This is a genomic window from Heyndrickxia sp. FSL W8-0423, assembly GCF_038009395.1.
Lineage (GTDB): Bacteria > Bacillota > Bacilli > Bacillales > Bacillaceae_C > Heyndrickxia > Heyndrickxia sporothermodurans.
In genome coordinates this window covers 531,017-548,213 of sequence record NZ_JBBPBE010000001.1, presented here as the reverse complement: position 1 = coordinate 548,213, position 17,197 = coordinate 531,017, and the positions used below count along the sequence as shown (strand labels likewise).

The window sequence follows — 17,197 nt, the reverse complement described above, 5'->3', positions numbered from 1 at the left end:
GTAAAACTCCACCCCACTCACTTTCAATGTCCTCTCAAACGTAGCTAATTTCTAAAACAAAGGAAATCAGCATTCCTGCCGATTTCTTAACTAATTTCCACTTCTAAATCCTCGATTCGTTTCTCCATATATTTCGTATCCTTATGTGCATGGAAAGATTCGGCTTTCTCAACGATTACAGCGGTATTGTATTCAGGTATTCCCGCATATTGTTCATAGACTCCCTTCGGAATAAGAACATTTCCCTCAGGCCAGAACACAAGAAGGTTTCCGCGCTGAGTTTCTGCGAATTTTGCCCGACCGTGAAAATAGCCGTACTTATTGTACATAACGATTGCTTCTCCTTCAGCAATGTTTAATTCAGAAGCATCCACCTCATTTATTAAAACATCATAGCGATCGGCATTGTTAAACGAATCTTTTTCATTATAAATCATCGAATTAAATTGTTTTCCTCTTCGTGTCGTCACGTAAAAATGACCTTGTGGCTTGTGAAGCTCAGGTATTTCTATAGGGAGTAATTGTCCTTTGCCATCTTCGGTAGGACAAATTCCATCCTCACATAACCATGCACCACCCCATTGGAACACATCGCCTTTTTGATGTAAATGTTGGATTCCATCATAATTAGGGTTTGCCTTAGCAATCTCCTCACGAATTTGTTCTGCGCTAGAAAAATTCAAACATTCCTTTGCTTCGGCAGGTTTAATTCGCGCAGCTAAATCAACATAGATTTCCCACTCCGATCGTGCTTCCTCAATTCTTGGTCCTTTAATTTCCGGTGAAAAATAAACCATTCGCTCGGTAGAAGTGGAGGTTCCTCCACCTCGTTGTTCATATCTTGTCATCGCCGGTAAAACAATCACTTCTTCTTTCGCCTCAACTAAAGTAGAAGTATTAAAAATAATATCTTGATGGACACGAAGTTCAACAGATTCTAAACATTCCTTCACAAACGCAGGATCAGGCATCGTTTCTAAAAAGTTCCCACCTGAAGTGTAAAATACTTTCAGTTTCCTTTCATGATCATCCGGGAGCATTGCGTTTTCAATCGAAACTCCAACAATATCGCCTTGCCATTTTGGAATTTCGAATCCCCATATCTTTTCCATTCGTTCGATGTTTTTATAGTCAAAATCTCCCCCAGGCAAAGCAAAAGGGTCTGCTCCCATTTCACCTGAACCTTGAACTCCCGAATGTCCGCGAATCGGCATAACTCCACAATGTTGTCGACCAATAAATCCACGAAGCATAGCGAGATTAGCAACTTGAGAAATATTATCTGTTCCAAACCGATGTTGGGTAAGCCCCATGGACCAAACAAATACGGCACTATTTGCTTTCGCTAAAACTTCAGCAAATTCACACATCCGTTCCTTGGTTAGACCGGAGGATTTCTCTAGTAACTCCCAATCTTGCATTACGACGTGGGCTTTTAATTTTTCAAGCCCATTCGTATGTTCCTTCACAAATTGATGATCAATCGCCGATCCTTTTTCTTCCTCCTCCATTTCAAACCAATGTTTCATCACCCCATTCATAAAGGCGATGTCACCACCTATATTGACTTGATAAAAGTCATCGGCAATTTTCGTTCCAAATAAAGCGGAGTCAGGAATGGATGGAACCCAATATCCATCCATAGCCGGTTCACGATAAGGATTGATTACAATTATTTTCGTTCCTTTCCGTTTCGCTGCATACATATATTTCGTTGAAACGGGTTGATTGTTAGCAGCAACTGATCCCCAAAAAATAAGGACATCCGTACCGATCCAATCTTGATAATTACAGCTGGATGCACCAATTCCTAATGAACGCTTTAATGCTGTTTTACTCGGTGAGTGACAAATTCTTGAGGCGTTATCAATATTATTCGTTCCGAGAAAGCGTGCCATTTTTCCAGCTGTATAATACACTTCATTGGTAATTCCTCTTGATGTTAGGAAGAAAGCGAGCTGTTTTGGATTAATTGCCTTTATTTTTTCAGCTATTCGATTTAATGCTTCATCCCATGTAATTCGTGTAAATTTTTTCTCGCCTTTTTTTCTTGAAAGAGGGTAAGGGATTCGCCCAAGCTTTCTTAACTCTGCACTAGTAAACTTTTGCAGCTCTTCTATGTTACTATGAATCACTGATTCTTCCATGGCAGGCATTGTATTTAAACGAAGAACATTTAAGCGGGTTGTACAGAGATGTGGTCCTGTTAATGTTTGGTCACGAAGACCAGCCACGCCTAATGCACAACCATCACAAACCCCTTGGGTTAAAATCCTTGATGCATACGGAAGATTATCTCGGTTTTCCCATAAGACTTTCATCGTATCACGAATATGCTTCGGCTTAATCTTCCCCAGCCCAAAAGGAATTGGGCTTACCCAAAGCTTTGGATCGGGTGTTTTTGGTAACTTTATCGGTCCTTGATGCTTAGTTTTTCCCATCTTTTCCACCTTTCTTTATATTAAATATGTGAAGCGGTATTAGATGATTGACGGATTTTGTTTTCTTTTAATTTTTTTATGTCTATACGAATGACTAAAGAAATAATGAAGGCGAGTACGAATAATCCCGAGAAAAAGGTGAGGCTATTGGCATAGCTGCCAGTAACATCTTTAATCCATGCTGCAAATAAAGGTCCTGCCAGGCCGGCTGCGGCCCAGGCGGTTAAAATGTAGCCGTGGATTGCACCGAGTTGTTTTGTGCCAAATAAATCTCCAATAAAGGCAGGAATTGTAGAAAATCCACCACCATAACATGTATAAACAATGGCTAACATGATTTGGAACAGGATAGATATCGTTGTATGTGGTAATAGGGCAAAAAGAATAATTTGTAAAATAAAGAAGGTTGTATACGTATTTGCACGACCAAAGTAATCGGAAATAGATGCCCAACCTAAGCGACCGAAGCCATTGAACAAACCAAGAATCCCTACAAGTGCAGCAGCTTCTGTTGTGTTTAGTCCAATACTTTCTTGAGCTAACGGTTTTGCTGCCGATAATATGGCAATCCCGCAAGTCGTGTTAATGAACAACATAATCCATAAATAATAAAATCTTGTCGTTTTAATTGATTCATTTGCTGTTAATTGTGATAAATCTGTAACGACTTTCTTCTGTGCATTTTCCTTAAATCCTTTTGGTTTCCAATCTTCAGCAGGTTTTTCAAGATAAAGGGAAGATAAAGTCATAATGATGAAATAGGCAACACCTAAAATGAAAAAAGCATTAGCAATTCCGAATGATTTTATAAGGGCATCCATAATAGGGCTGCTGATCGCTGCAGCAAATCCAAAACCCATAATCGCAAGCCCTGTAGCAAGGCCGCGTCGATCAGGGAACCATTTTACTAATGTGGAAACAGGTGTAATATATCCGACACCTAAACCGATCCCACCTAATACCCCGTAAAAAAGGTAGATTAGAGGTAAGGAGCCGGCATGAACGGCAAATCCTGAGCCGAATACACCCACCCCAAAAAAGATGGAGGCAAGCAATCCGGCTTTTCTTGGCCCATGCTTTTCAACAAAATGTCCTAAAAATGCCGCAGAAAGCCCTAAAAAGAGAATCGCAACACTAAATGTCATTTGCACCTGACTAGCTGACCATCCAAACTCATTCATGAGTGGGTTAGTGAAATTACTCCATGCATACACAGAGCCAATGCAGATATGAATTCCGACCCCGGATAAGGCAATCAACCACCTGTTTTTTGTTTTTTTCATGAAACCCCTCCAATTTTCTTTTATGTTCTATATGTATTCTTAGAACATCTATCTATGAAGAAAATATGAACAATGATATATTCAGAGTCTATCCAATGGAGTAGGTGTCAATTCTTTGTTTTTATACTATCATGAAAACGCTTCCAGATGGCGGAGTATTTTAATATTTTGATAAAAACAAAATCACTAGCAGCTATCTACCATGCTAGTGATTCTTATTTTTTGTACGCCCATAGGATATACCATTTATCCTTCTCCTCTACCACATACACATCTTGATGAATTGTAAACACGCCAAACTCACTTTTAAATGTTTGTGTAATCGGTACTTGATACGTGTTTTTAAACTTTGGACTTTCTTTCGAAAATGTCCAGCTCTTAAGATGATGGGCTTTCCCGACTGTATAGGAAAAAGTTTTTGCGCCAAAATCTTGCATGAAAACATGGGCACGTCTTTGTATATAATCTTCCTGCGAAAACTTTTTCTTCATCAATGGATGAAAAAGAGTCCAAGAGCCACCGAAATTCCCGGATTTCTCGTATTGGTAAAAGTCTTCTACTAAACTTGTTGCCCGGTCTTTTGATGATTGCGAAAAGATGACATATAATAATAGACACAGCAAAATAATAATAAGGGTGAAAACAATGATTTTTAAAGCGGGTTTACGTTTTCTTCTCATACTCTCATCACCTACTAAATTAGTATGTGGATAATGAAAGAATTATGACGGGCCGTCCCAATCGGTAAAAAATGAAACTTAAATAAAATGAAAAACGTCTAATAAATAGCCCTTCGAAATAGATTTACTTAAGACAACCTTCAAAACATGGAAGGGCTATTTAAGACTTAAAGGAGCAGAATAAAATGTTAAAACGAATAAGTAAAATAGTTCTTATTGCGGTTTTTATGTTAGGAATAGGCATGAATAGTGTGGCAAAGGCATCTAGTAATGATAACAGTGACAGCATTAATGAAAAATTCGGCTTGCCGATTGTTGTCTACGGTGAAAAACTATCTGCCGACCAAAAGCAAAAAGTAAAAGAACTACTAAATGTAACAGACAGCAGCCAAGTAAAAGAAGTTACAGTAACAGCGGCCGATCTTGTAAAATATATAAATGGCGATCCAAATTCTAATCTGTATTCCTCAGCAAAAATTACAAGAAAAGAAAAAGGGGAAGGTCTCGCCATTTCAATTGTTACTCCCGACAATATTACAGAGGTTACCGACCAGATGTATGCAAATGCGCTTCTTACAGCGGGAGTAGAGGACGCGGATGTGGAAGTGGCTTCACCAATAAAGGTTAGCGGTCATTCAGCGCTAGTAGGTATTTACAAAGCATATGACAAAGGCGGCGGTGATCTTAACAAAGATCGAATGGAAGTAGCTAACGAAGAACTTGGTTTAGCAACAGACTTAGCGAAAAAAGACGGAATGGACCAAGAAAAGGTCACACAACTACTAACGGAAATTAAAGAAGAAATAGCGAAACAAAAACCAGCTACAAAAGAAGATATCGAAAAAATTATCGATGATAAGCTCAAATCATTAAACATTCAATTAAGCCCGGAAGATCGCGAGCTTCTAGTAAAACTATTTGATAAAATGCGAAATCTGGATATTAATTTTGATAATGTAAAGAGTCAACTTGGAGATATCGCAAATGATATTAAAAAGAAACTACAGGATGCAACAGGGGACAAAGGATTTTGGCAAGGAGTAGCCGATTTCTTTAAAAAGATTTTTCAAGCGATCGCTGATTTCTTTGGAAGTCTATTTTAATAATAGATAGTAATCTATAAAAAAGATTGGTCATAATTAAGTTGGCCAATCTTTTTTTGTGAACAATTATACCAATAGTTGTAAAAATAATAAGCAGATGTTACTAGTGTTTTTTGTGATACATCTAAATATTCGGTTTATATTCAATTTTCAACAAATTTTGAATAAATTATTGACAGATAATTTAAATTTACTGTATATTTTGATATATCATAGGATAAAAAAATCAAAATTTTTATCCGAAGTATGGGTCGCGTGTCCAAAGTACTATCAATTTTGAATTGATAGTTGAATGTTTCGTCTGCCGAAAAGCTTTTTGAGAAAAATTTTTCTCACTTCGGAATATAGATGGGATTATTCTAATAGTTTTATTATTAGGCATGTCGACTCATATCCTATTGGAAAGTCAAAACTGACTTTCCTAAACAAAAAGAAATAGGGGGGAAAGAGCTTGAAGAAAAAGTCTTTTTATTCATTTTTTGCGGTTTTTCTAGCAGCAATGTTAATGCTAGCCGGCTGTTTCGGAGGGAAGGAAGAAACAGCAAAGCCAGCAGATGGTGACAGTGGCAAAAAAACTGAAGAAAGCAAAGGAACAAAAGTATTAAGGCTGAATAACACGGAAGAACCTGGTGCCCTTCATCCGGGAAAAGCGCAAGGAACACATGATTCATGGGTATTAGAGGGTACTTTTGAAGGTCTTACAAAGAAAACACCAGAAGGCAAAATTGTTGAAGGTATGGCAGAAAAATGGGAACCAAGCAAAGATGGCTTAAAGTGGACATTCCATTTAAGAGATGGAATTAAATGGTCAAATGGAGATCCAGTTACTGCAGAGGATTTCGAATATGCGTGGAAATATGCATTGAACCCAAAAACAGCTTCGGACTATGCTTACCAACTATATTATCTTAAAGGTGGATCAGAATATAATAATTACAAGCTAACGAAATCAAAAGATCCAAAAAAATTAGCAAAACAAGATAAAGAGTTAAAAGCTTTAGAAGATAAAGTAGGAGTTAAAGCAACTGATGACAAAACATTGGTCGTAACTCTTTCAGCACCAACAGCATATTTTCTTGATTTAACAAACTTCTATACTTATTATCCGATTAATAAAAAAGTACAAGAAGCAAATCCAAAATGGTATACAGAGGCATCATCCTACGTTTCAAATGGTGCATTTAAGTTAACAGAATGGAAGCATAAAGAAAGCTTAAAGCTTGAAAAGAATGAAAACTATTATGACAAGGACAACATTAAACTTGATGAGGTAGATTTTGCAGTAATCGATAATGAATCGACTGCATATCAAATGTATCAAAATGGAGAACTTGACATGGTTTATCCTATCCCACAAGACGTTCTTCCAACGCTCAAAGATAATAAAGAATTTCATAACAGTCCGGATTTAGCGACTTATTACTATAATTTGAATAACAATAAAAAACCTTTTACTAATGCAAAAGTTAGAAAAGCTTTATCAATGGCAATTGATCGTAAAGCCATTGTTGATAGTGTAGCGCAAGGTGGACAACAGCCTGCATATTCAGTTGTACCTCCAGGTATCCCTGAGGATGAATCTACTGATTACCAAAAAAAGGGTGGAGATCTATTTAGTGAAGATGTAGACCAAGCGAAAACGCTACTTGCAGAAGGGCTTAAAGAAGAGGGAATGAGCAAGATGCCAAAATTCTCAATTCTTTATAACACTAATGAAGGTCATAAAAAGATTGCAGAAGCTGTCCAACAAATGTGGAAGAAAAACCTAGGTGTTGATGTATCACTCGAAAATGTCGAATTCCAAGTGAAGATTGACCGTGAGCACGCTGGAGATTATGAGGTTTCCCGTGCAGGCTGGATTGGAGATTATGTAGACCCAATGACATTTATGGATTTATGGGTATCAACTGGTCCACAAAATGATGCGAAGTTCAATAACAAAGAATACGATAAATTAATTGATACAGCTAAAAAATCTATAGATAATGAAGTTCGTATGAAAGCAATGCATGATGCGGAAAAAATTCTAATGGAAGAAATGCCTGTAATCCCTGTTTATTTCTATACAAAACCTTATGTATTAAAAGAAAATGTTACAGGTTTCTTCACACCGATCAATAGATACCCTCAATACATCTATGCTGATATTGAGAAATAAAAAACACAATTAAAAGCAGTTGGTATGTCCTTAAAAGGCATACCCTGCTTTTTCTTAAGAGAGGGTGAATAAAAATGTTGAGATATTCCTTAAAACGATTAATGTGGGCTATTGTGACGATTTGGGCGGTTACCACGATTACTTTTATTATTATGCATAACATTCCAGGAAATCCGTTTGCTAAAGAAGGAACAATGCCTGAAGCGGTACTTAATAACCTCAAAGCGTACTATAATTTGGACAAACCTAAAATAGTACAATATTTCTTATATATAAAAGGTTTGCTTCATTTAGATTTTGGACCTTCAATAAAATCTCAATCAATAACAGTTAATGATTATATCCGAAATGGATTTCCTATTTCACTGCACTTAGGTCTTCAAGCAATGGTTATTGCTATACCGTTTGGTTTATTTTTCGGAGTAATTGCAGCAATTTTCAAAAACCGTTGGCCGGATTATCTTTCTATGATACTTGCAATCATTGGTATTTCTGTACCAAGCTTTATTTTAGCTACAATATTAATCAATTATTTTGCAGTAGAGTGGAAGATATTCCCTGTTGCTACTTGGAAATCGTGGGCCCATACTGTTTTGCCATCTGTCGCCTTAGCAGTATCTCCAATGGCTTATATTGCAAGACTTATGCGCTCCAGTATGCTTGAAGTACTTGGTCAAGATTATATTTTGACTGCAAAGGCTAAAGGATTAGGCAAAAGCATGGTTCTTATCAAGCATGCAATTAGAAATGCGATTCTACCGGTTACGACCGTATTAGGGATATTAATCGCAAATGTTGTGACGGGAAGCTTTATTATTGAAAACATCTTTGGAATACCAGGCATGGGAGAAATGTTTGTAAAAAGCATTTTCAACCGTGATTATCCTGTAATCCTTGGTTCGACTGTTTTCTATAGCGCCATTCTAATCTTTCTCATTTTTATTGTGGACATTGCTTACACATGGATTGATCCAAGAATTAAAGTGACAGGGGAGAGTAAATAATGGCAAATGAATTAAAGTTATCAGAAGAGTTGTTCTTACCGGCGGAGGATAATTTCAAAGAAGCTGAGAAAATTGCTCGCCCCACGACATCCTATTGGGCGAATGTATGGAGACGGTTGAAAGGAAATAAATTGGCCTTAGTTGGATTAGTCATTATTATCCTTTTAGTCATAATGGCGATTATTGGGCCGCATTTGAACGGCTATAAATACGATGAAATGGATTTTACCCAGAAAAATGTGAAACCGAATGGGGAGCATTGGTTTGGTACAGATTCATTAGGTAGAGATTTATTTACTCGTGCATGGTCCGGGGCAAGAATTTCCTTATTTATTGGATTAGCTGCAGCTTTAATTGACTTTATTATAGGGGTTTTATACGGTGGGATATCTGCGCTTAGAGGGGGAAGAACCGATAATGTGATGATGCGAATTGCAGAGGTTTTGTATGCGATTCCATATTTACTAATGGTTATTCTCATTATGGTTGTTTTTCCAGAACAAGGAAGAGGAATGTTCTCGATTATCATTGCGATGACGATTACTGGATGGATACCCATGGCAAGGCTTGTACGTGGACAAGTATTGCAGTTGAAACAATATGAATATGTACATGCATCAGAAGTAGCAGGCGGTAAAACATCTTGGATTTTAAGAAAGCATATGATTCCAAATACAATGGGTCCGATTCTCGTAAATATTACATTAACTGTTCCGACTGCGATTTTTGGTGAGGCAACGTTAAGCTTTCTTGGCTTAGGAATTCCTGCTCCACAGGCTAGCTGGGGTACATTGGCAAGTGATGCACTTCAAAGCATCCTCGTTGGAAACTTTTATCAGCTTGCATTTCCAGCAATTTTAATTTCTTTAACCATGTTTGCCTTCAATGTCTTCGGTGATGGTTTAAGAGATGCGCTTGATCCGAGATAAAGTGGGGTCAAATATGAGAAAAGGAGGAACACATCATGGGTAATTTACTAGAAGTTAAAGACTTACATGTTTCCTTTGGGACCTATGCGGGTGAAGTCCAAGCGGTTCGAGGAGTTAGTTTTGAAGTGAAGCAGGGGGAAGCGATTGCGATAGTAGGGGAATCGGGTTGTGGGAAAAGTGTCACAGCCAAATCGATTATGAAACTACTATCCACTCCACCAGCTAAATATAAAAGTGGATCGATTTTATTTAATGGACAAGATTTAATTCCTAAAAGTGAAAGAGAGATGCAAAGGATTCGAGGGAATGATATAAGTATGATTTTCCAAGATCCGATGACCTCTTTAAACCCTACGAGTAAAGTAGGAAGCCAAATAATGGAGGCTGTTCTTCAGCATAATAAAGTTACACGAAAAGAAGCATGGATGGTTGCAAAGGAAATGCTCGAATTAGTAGGAATTCCACAGCCTGAAAAAAGATTGGATCAGTATCCGCACGAATTTTCAGGTGGAATGAGACAAAGGGCGATGATTGCGATGGCACTCGCTTGTCGACCGAAACTACTAATTGCCGATGAGCCAACAACCGCACTAGACGTAACGATCCAAGCACAGATATTAGAGCTGATGAAAGATCTGCAACAAAAAACAGAAACTTCTATTATATTAATTACACATGATTTAGGTGTTGTTGCGGAGATGTGTGATCGGGTGATTGTTATGTATGCCGGAAAAGTAGTAGAGACAGGAACTGTTGAGGAAATCTTTGAAAAGCCACAGCATCCGTATACAAAAGGGTTATTAAAATCTGTTCCGAGATTGGATATGAACAAAAATGAACCGCTTGCACCAATTGTTGGTACACCGCCAGATTTATTAGAGCCGCCAAAAGGATGTTCTTTTTATGCGAGATGTGAGTCTGCGATGAGAATTTGCAAAGATTATTCACCAGAGCTGGCAGAGGTAGCAAAAGGTCAAACTGCTGCATGCTGGCTCCATCATCCAATGGCCACCATGAAAAAGGCTAGTGGTAAATAGTGAGGAGGAGATTTAGATGAATTCGAAAACAATTGAGACAAATGATACGAACAAGACGAGCACTCTTACTCCTCTTATCGAAGTAAAAAACTTAAAGAAGTACTTCGGTTCTGGTGATCAGGCGTTGAAAGCCGTAGATGGAATTAACCTAGATATCTACCCTGGGGAAACGGTTGGACTAGTTGGAGAAAGTGGCTGTGGGAAGTCGACGGCAGGCCGGACGATTATTCGTTTATATGAGGCAACGGAAGGCGAAGTTTTGTTTAAAGGTAAAAATATTTATGAGAATAATAGTAGTGAAATGGCCAAGGTACGTAAAGAAATACAATTGATATTTCAAGATCCGTATGCTTCCTTAAATCCACGAATGACCGTTGAAGAGATTATTGGTGAACCAATCGCAATTCATGGATTATTACACGGAAAAAAGAAACGTGAACGTGTATTAGAATTATTAAAGCTAGTTGGACTAGATCCAGAACATATCCACAGATTTCCACATGAGTTTAGTGGTGGACAACGTCAACGGATTGGAATAGCCCGAGCATTGGCATTAAATCCTAAATTCGTCGTTTGCGATGAACCGATTTCAGCTCTAGATGTTTCGATTCAAGCGCAGGTCGTTAATTTACTTAAAGATTTACAGAAAGAGATGGGGCTGACGTATTTATTTATCGCGCACGACCTATCGATGGTTAAATATATTTCCGATCGTATCCTTGTTATGTATTTAGGGAATATGATGGAGCTTTCGGAAAGCGAAGAATTATATAATGAACCCCTACACCCGTATACTCAAGCACTGCTATCAGCAGTACCGATCCCGAACCCTAAATTAAAAAGGGAAAGAATTGTTTTACAAGGGGATGTACCAAGTCCAATTAACCCGCCAAGCGGCTGTGTCTTTAGAACACGCTGCATGCACGCCATGGACATCTGCGCACAAAAGAAACCAGAATGGCATGAAGCAAAACCAGGACATTTCGTGAGCTGTCACTTGTATAATAAAAATAATTAAAAGCAAAAAAACTGAGACATAATGTCTCAGTTTTTTGTTTAAAAGAGGCTGGGACATAACTAGCTTCAAATAGTGAAAAAGGTGAATTTGAGTGTACTCAAATTCACCTTTTTCTTTTTTTTACGTGTAATTCTTCTATTACCTTAGTTGTTGGGCAGTGTATTTTCTTAAATTCACTGCCATTAATGCAAAGCCCATTTCATTTTCTACCTTCGATTTTCCTCGTACGGAAAATCGTGTGAAACGCAAATTAGCCTTCAAGAATCCAAAAACTGGTTCCACATCGATTTTGCGTTTTCGATAGATCGCACCCGTTCTCTCTTCTGAAAGCTTCGTTCTTACATATTCTTTTTGTTGTTCCCATTTTTCATTCACCATTCGTTTTCGATTGTTGCCTTCTTTTGCTTTGGTACAGGAGGAACGGAATGGGCAGTCCGAACAGTCTTCGCACTCGTAGATTTTAAACTTCCGTTGGAATCCTGTACGATCAGTACGGACAGAATAATCGTGAAATGTAAGATGTTTCTGGTTTGGACATGTATAGGTATCTGTTTCTTCATCGTACGGCCAGTTGTCTGGATTGAATAGGTTTTGTTTGTAGGTTTTCTTTTTTTCCTTCATATACAGCGTATAAGGAATAAGTGCTTCACGTTTTCTGTTCAAAAGGATATCATTATAATTTTCTTCACTACCATAACTTGCATCTGTGACGATGTGTTCCGGTAACTCGAAATAATCCTGCTCAATCTCATCTAGAAAGGGAATTAACGTACGTGTGTCTGTTGGGTTTGAGAATAATCCATAGGCAAGCGCATATTGACCTTCCGTTGCGATTTGTGTATTATAACCAGCCTTCAATTGTCCATTTTTCATATAATCATCTTTCATTCGCATAAATGTCGCATCTGGATCTGTTTTAGAATAGCTATTACGTGTACCAAAGATTTCAAGGTCTCGTTGGTATTTCTGTTTTCGTACGATAAAATCAATCAACTGTTTACGCACTTTTTTCGGATATTTGCGTTCATTTCTTAAAGCTTTTCGTTCTGGAACATCCGATGATGCTTCAATTTGTTTATCATACTCGTTTACGACATCATCCACTTTTTGAACCAATTGAGCGAGCTCTTCCAATGATAACTGTTCATCGCTTTCACGTTCGATTTCAGGTATGATTTCATTCTCAAGAAGCTCATCATATAGCTGGTTTGACTTTTCAATTAAACTTTGATGATACTTCTCAATCGACTTCTTCCAGACAAACGTAAATTTATTTGCATTCGCTTCAATCTTTGTACCATCGATAAAAATTGCTTCTTGATCGATCAGTTTTTCTTCAATTAATTGGCAACGGAATTGGACGAAACATTGGCGAATTAAATTTTTCACTTCTGGTTGAACACGGAATCGGTTGATTGTTCGGTAGCTTGGTTCATGCCCTTGAGCTAGCCACATCATACGGATACTGTCTTTTAATAGGGCTTCAATTTTTCGCCCTGAAAAAACAGATTGCGTGTAGGCACATAAGATAATTTTAAGCATCATGCGTGGATGGTAGGCAGGACAGCCATCATTTCTCTGAAATGGTTCGAACGCTTCATGAGGGATACTTTCAACTAAATGATGAACATGGAAGGCAATATCATTTTTTTGTAACTTTACTTCTAAATCTAAAGGCAAAACTAATTGATTCATGGTATAATTTTTAAACATAAGGATCCTTCTTTCTGATTTTATTTGGTGTGGTAACTTAATTTTATCAGAAGTGGTCCTTATTTTTATTCAAAAAATAATCAAAGCCGGTGAAATTTTACTCGTCGTAAAAATTCACCGGCTTTTTCATCTCAGAGGTGGGTTTTGTCCCAGCCTCTTTTTGTTTAAAAGAGATTTGCTTATCTGAGCTGAACAAAGCGCTTTTCGCTTTTCTTAATTAAATATAATCATATACAATTGTAAAGCTGAGATTCCAAGGGAGATTACGATCGTTAACATACTTCTTAGTCCAGTCTTCCAATCTTTCACTGAAAACAAACCAATCACACCGAGATAAAGAATAACAATTGATAATGCTAATGTAATATATAAAGGCTGAATAACGGTAAACTGAATGGAATGAAGGAAATTCGTGATGTATGCAATCATGAACAGAAGTGTACAGCCTATACATAATAAAAAGGAATATAAATTTAAACGAACACTCATGTAAGACACCATCCTTTAGTTAATTTTGTCGATTTTGTGTCTAAAATATGTATATTTAATGAATATTCGCTATGTTCATTTAAAATCCTTCTTTTTTAAAAATTTTTCAGTCCTTTTAGGAATTTTCGTTAGGAATAGGAAAAATTCTCTTTTTTAAGGTAGAATAAGATAGGTAAAAAACTACTTTGGAGGAGTAGGGTATGTGCGGCCGATTTAATTTATATTCAAGCATTGAAGATTTAATGGAGCGGTTCGATCTTACAAATTGGGAAATGATTGAGTTTTCGCCTAAATATAATATTGCACCTAGTCAAGAAGTATTGGCGATCGTTGAAGGAGAAAAGGGAAATCGTGGTGGTTTCTTGCGTTGGGGGTTAGTTCCTTCATGGGCAAAAGATCCAAAGATCGGTTATAAAATGATTAATGCGAGAGCAGAAACGATTGATGAAAAGCCAAGCTTTAAACGGTTGTTAGCGAGAAGACGTTGCCTAATCATCGCCGATGGTTTTTATGAATGGAAAAAGGAAGGGAATCGAAAAACACCGTACCACATTCATTTAAAAGATAAACAACCCTTTGCGTTCGCTGGTCTTTGGGATCGTTGGAATCAAGGAGGAAAAACGATTCAATCGTGTACGATTATTACAACAGAGGCCAATAAATTAATGCGGGATATTCATGACAGAATGCCTGTCATCTTAACGAAAGAATCTGAACAAGTCTGGTTGGATAGGTCTATTCAGGAGGAAAAGCAATTAAAATCATTATTATCACCGTTCGACTCCACTTTAATGGAGGCCTACACCATATCAGAAATAGTTAATAGTCCAAAGAATGAAGGGGCAGAAATACTAAATTCATTATAAGAAAAGGTTGATAGAATGAAAAAACGAACAATATGGTGGGTATTAGCCATCATCATGTGCATCATTATTTATAATTTCACAGCGGCACCGGAATCTACTGGCTCCAATACATTGAATATAATTGAAAGAATAACGGGATTAAAAGGTGAGGCAGCGGGCGTATTGAATTTTATTATTCGAAAGCTAGCCCATGTTAGCGTATTTGGATTATTAGGGATCTTTTTATATAATGCGTTTAGCAGAAATAAGATATTTTTCGCATGGTTTTTAACGACCCTATATGCAGCAAGTGATGAGTATCATCAATCGCTCGTTCCAAATCGGACAGCTTCGGTCTGTGATGTTTTACTAGATTCTGGTGGAGCATTGCTGGCAATGCTCATTATTCGGGCAATCTTTAAAGAAAAAGAAAAGGAGTAGTTCATAGCGAATCTACTCCAAAAGTGATTATGGATTGTTACTCGAATCATTTACATTCGTGCCATTATCATTTCCGCCGTCATTTTCCGGGTTATCCGGTTGCTGACTTTTTTCATCGTTAATTTGGGAGTCATCCTTTGGGGGATCCTCGTCTTGTTGTGAATCCTCTTTTGGCTGATCGGCGGCATCATCCTTTTGAGAATTATCCTCATTTTTTTCCTTGGGTTCTTCCTTTTTGCTGTTATCTTCTGTTTTTGTTTCATCCTTTTGTGTATCTTTGTTCGGATCATTTGTTTCTTCACCTTCCGGATCTTTCTTTCCATTTAGAAGATCATCCATCGTAATTGGAAAGGTGTGCTGATCCGGATTTTCTTTAAGAAGTGCTGTTAATTTTTCATTCAACAGTTTTAAATGTTCTTCACTGTCTGAAGTTGTTTGGAAGTTATTTTGGGCAAATCGTACATCCAAATTTGGCAATGAAGCAAGATCTGCTGTTTGCTTATGTGCGACCAGTCGGACATTTTTTAGGCCGATTTCACCAACGCGAGGGATATAAATTTCATCAAATGACAGCTTCGTCACGTCTGCGCACATCTTGCTTAACTCATCCGGTCCACTTGATGCCATTTGCATAGTAATGCCGTTGCTTACTTTAGATAATTTCATTCCGTAAATCGTTGATTTCGCAAAGCAAAGACGAAGCATGACTTTTTTGGGTGAATGGGATGTCTCGCCGGTGACAATACTAGGCAAGCTTATTACTCCTTCAACACGATCCGCCTCAATGATAAAACCTTCCGATGATGAACTTTCAGCAATAGATGGATGAATCCATGTCCCGCTACAAAGAATATAAAGGATAAGAATAAAAGGCAGTGTTCTTTTTAACATAGCTATCACCAAATTTCGAATGATTCATTTACTTGCCGCAATTTCTTGAATTGTTTGATCTTCTTCTGTTTGTTTTTTGTTAGTAGAAACCGGTACAGTTCTCCAGGCGATAGAAAAGGAACCACCAATAATTCCGAGAATCGTCCCGATAAAAAAGCCACCTAATGCTCCCATAATAGATAAAACGGATAAAAAAATAGTTAAAATTCCAAATACCGTATGAAATTTCGGGAAAATATAGCCTAAAATTCCTAAAAGGACAATTAAGCCGCCGAAAATAATTCCGATGACAACTAAATTACCAGGGGCAAAGGCGATTTGAATTAACTGCAAAGGTACATATAAAATAATAAGACCAGAAAGGAGCGACAAAGTCGCCCCCCAAAATGGTCGGCTCATTCTCCAGTATTTAAAACGCTGTCTAATCGTTTGTTTCATTCTTTTTCAACTCCTAGCGAGAGCCAATGTTTATTTGCCTTTTTTAATAAATTCAACTTTCAATCCAGGTAGTTTAGCTACTTGTTGGAAAAGGTAATGTGTATCAAGGCTACCGTTTTTGATTGTGACGGTTGTTGCACCTTGTGTAAAAGCTTTGCTAGCAGCTTCTGGATCATTTGCTTGAACATAATTTTCGCTTATATTCATATTTGTAAATTGAGCATTTCCTTGTACAAGTGCCGCTTTTTGAATAAGACCAGTTAATTCAACAGGAACACTGCCGTTACCAGCAGTAATCATCACTGTGTAATCACCGAGAAGCGGAAGTGAGACTTCTTTTGATATTTTTAACCCTTTAATAGTGACTTCTTTAATATCATTTACAAATACTGGCTTTACATGGTCGGCACCTTTGCTCGGTTCACCGTAAAGGGACCCATACAATTTGAACCCTTTCCCTTGCATCTCATCAAACGATACATTGAACTTTCCAATACCACCCATCGGCATTGCATAGGCAACACCTGTTGCTCCAAACACTGTTAGTAGTGACCCAAGAAATAAAAAACCCGCTAATAGTGCAATTAAGAAATGCTTTTTTGATGTTTTCCCCTGTAAGACCATTGCCTCATTCATTTAGATCTTCACCCCTTCTTCGTGTTTAACGTATTAACTGGATAATCAGGTCTCTGTTTTGGCAAACACCCCCTTTGCAAGCGGTTTCAAA

General features: G+C 37.6%; 16 protein-coding genes. 8 read left to right on the top strand and 8 right to left on the bottom strand.

Features of this window, described 5'->3' with window-relative positions; translation table 11 throughout:
* Positions 1–86 precede the first annotated feature (86 nt).
* The 3 genes from MKY81_RS02675 to MKY81_RS02665 form a co-directional block, all read right to left on the bottom strand.
* Positions 87–2,441 (bottom strand): FdhF/YdeP family oxidoreductase, encoded by a 2,355-nt coding sequence (locus tag MKY81_RS02675; protein WP_341116586.1) that lies wholly within the window; start codon positions 2,439–2,441, stop codon positions 87–89.
* A 20-nt stretch (positions 2,442–2,461) separates the two neighbouring features.
* Positions 2,462–3,724, bottom strand: coding sequence for an L-lactate MFS transporter (locus MKY81_RS02670; protein ID WP_108072936.1), 1,263 nt, complete (start codon positions 3,722–3,724; stop codon positions 2,462–2,464).
* Positions 3,725–3,939: 215 nt separating this feature from the next.
* Positions 3,940–4,404 carry a hypothetical protein gene (locus MKY81_RS02665; RefSeq protein ID WP_066227541.1) on the bottom strand — a complete coding sequence of 155 codons (465 nt, stop codon included), beginning with the start codon at positions 4,402–4,404 and terminating at the stop codon, positions 3,940–3,942.
* A 185-nt stretch (positions 4,405–4,589) separates the two neighbouring features.
* Between MKY81_RS02665 and MKY81_RS02660 the strand changes: the two genes are divergently transcribed.
* The 6 genes from MKY81_RS02660 to MKY81_RS02635 all read left to right on the top strand — a co-directional run bounded on the left by MKY81_RS02660 (position 4,590) and on the right by MKY81_RS02635 (position 11,653).
* Positions 4,590–5,507 (top strand): DUF1002 domain-containing protein, encoded by a 918-nt coding sequence (locus MKY81_RS02660; RefSeq protein WP_066227538.1) that lies wholly within the window; start codon positions 4,590–4,592, stop codon positions 5,505–5,507.
* Positions 5,508–5,958: 451 nt separating this feature from the next.
* Positions 5,959–7,665 (top strand): peptide ABC transporter substrate-binding protein, encoded by a 1,707-nt coding sequence (locus tag MKY81_RS02655; RefSeq protein ID WP_244913521.1) that lies wholly within the window; start codon positions 5,959–5,961, stop codon positions 7,663–7,665.
* Between the two features lie 74 nt (positions 7,666–7,739).
* A complete protein-coding gene (locus tag MKY81_RS02650) occupies positions 7,740–8,669 on the top strand; it encodes an ABC transporter permease (protein WP_108072937.1) in 930 nt (309 codons plus the stop codon).
* Entirely contained in the window at positions 8,669–9,598 is a 930-nt protein-coding gene (locus MKY81_RS02645) for an ABC transporter permease (RefSeq protein WP_108072938.1), read from the top strand. Before MKY81_RS02650 ends, MKY81_RS02645 begins: the two co-directional genes overlap by 1 nt.
* 35 nt (positions 9,599–9,633) lie before the next feature.
* The gene (locus MKY81_RS02640) at positions 9,634–10,635 is read left to right on the top strand and encodes an ABC transporter ATP-binding protein (protein WP_108072939.1); all 1,002 of its coding nucleotides are present in this window, start codon (positions 9,634–9,636) and stop codon (positions 10,633–10,635) included.
* Positions 10,636–10,651: 16 nt separating this feature from the next.
* Entirely contained in the window at positions 10,652–11,653 is a 1,002-nt protein-coding gene (locus tag MKY81_RS02635) for an ABC transporter ATP-binding protein (RefSeq protein ID WP_108072941.1), read from the top strand.
* 138 nt (positions 11,654–11,791) lie between these two features.
* Here the strand turns inward: MKY81_RS02635 and MKY81_RS02630 are convergent, their stop codons facing one another.
* Both MKY81_RS02630 and MKY81_RS02625 read right to left on the bottom strand, forming a co-directional pair.
* Positions 11,792–13,366 (bottom strand): IS1182 family transposase, encoded by a 1,575-nt coding sequence (locus MKY81_RS02630; RefSeq protein WP_341116575.1) that lies wholly within the window; start codon positions 13,364–13,366, stop codon positions 11,792–11,794.
* Positions 13,367–13,579: 213 nt separating this feature from the next.
* Entirely contained in the window at positions 13,580–13,855 is a 276-nt protein-coding gene (locus MKY81_RS02625) for a hypothetical protein (protein ID WP_108073582.1), read from the bottom strand.
* Positions 13,856–14,055: 200 nt separating this feature from the next.
* Between MKY81_RS02625 and MKY81_RS02620 the strand changes: the two genes are divergently transcribed.
* Together MKY81_RS02620 and MKY81_RS02615 are read left to right on the top strand one after the other, a co-directional pair.
* Complete coding sequence (locus tag MKY81_RS02620) at positions 14,056–14,721, top strand: SOS response-associated peptidase (protein ID WP_108073584.1); 666 nt, start codon at positions 14,056–14,058, stop codon at positions 14,719–14,721.
* Between the two features lie 15 nt (positions 14,722–14,736).
* The gene (locus MKY81_RS02615) at positions 14,737–15,141 is read left to right on the top strand and encodes a VanZ family protein (protein WP_108073586.1); all 405 of its coding nucleotides are present in this window, start codon (positions 14,737–14,739) and stop codon (positions 15,139–15,141) included.
* 27 nt (positions 15,142–15,168) lie between these two features.
* On the opposite strand, the gene MKY81_RS02610 is transcribed toward MKY81_RS02615, so the two are convergent.
* Genes MKY81_RS02610 through MKY81_RS02600 form a run of 3 tightly spaced genes read right to left on the bottom strand, consistent with a single transcriptional unit; the run spans position 15,169 to position 17,106 of the window.
* A complete protein-coding gene (locus tag MKY81_RS02610; protein WP_341116572.1) occupies positions 15,169–16,032 on the bottom strand; it encodes a hypothetical protein in 864 nt (287 codons plus the stop codon).
* Positions 16,033–16,056: 24 nt separating this feature from the next.
* The gene (locus MKY81_RS02605; RefSeq protein WP_244913547.1) at positions 16,057–16,470 is read right to left on the bottom strand and encodes a DUF6114 domain-containing protein; all 414 of its coding nucleotides are present in this window, start codon (positions 16,468–16,470) and stop codon (positions 16,057–16,059) included.
* A 30-nt stretch (positions 16,471–16,500) separates the two neighbouring features.
* Entirely contained in the window at positions 16,501–17,106 is a 606-nt protein-coding gene (locus tag MKY81_RS02600) for a DUF6230 family protein (protein WP_108073590.1), read from the bottom strand.
* Between the last annotated feature and the right edge of the window lie 91 nt (positions 17,107–17,197).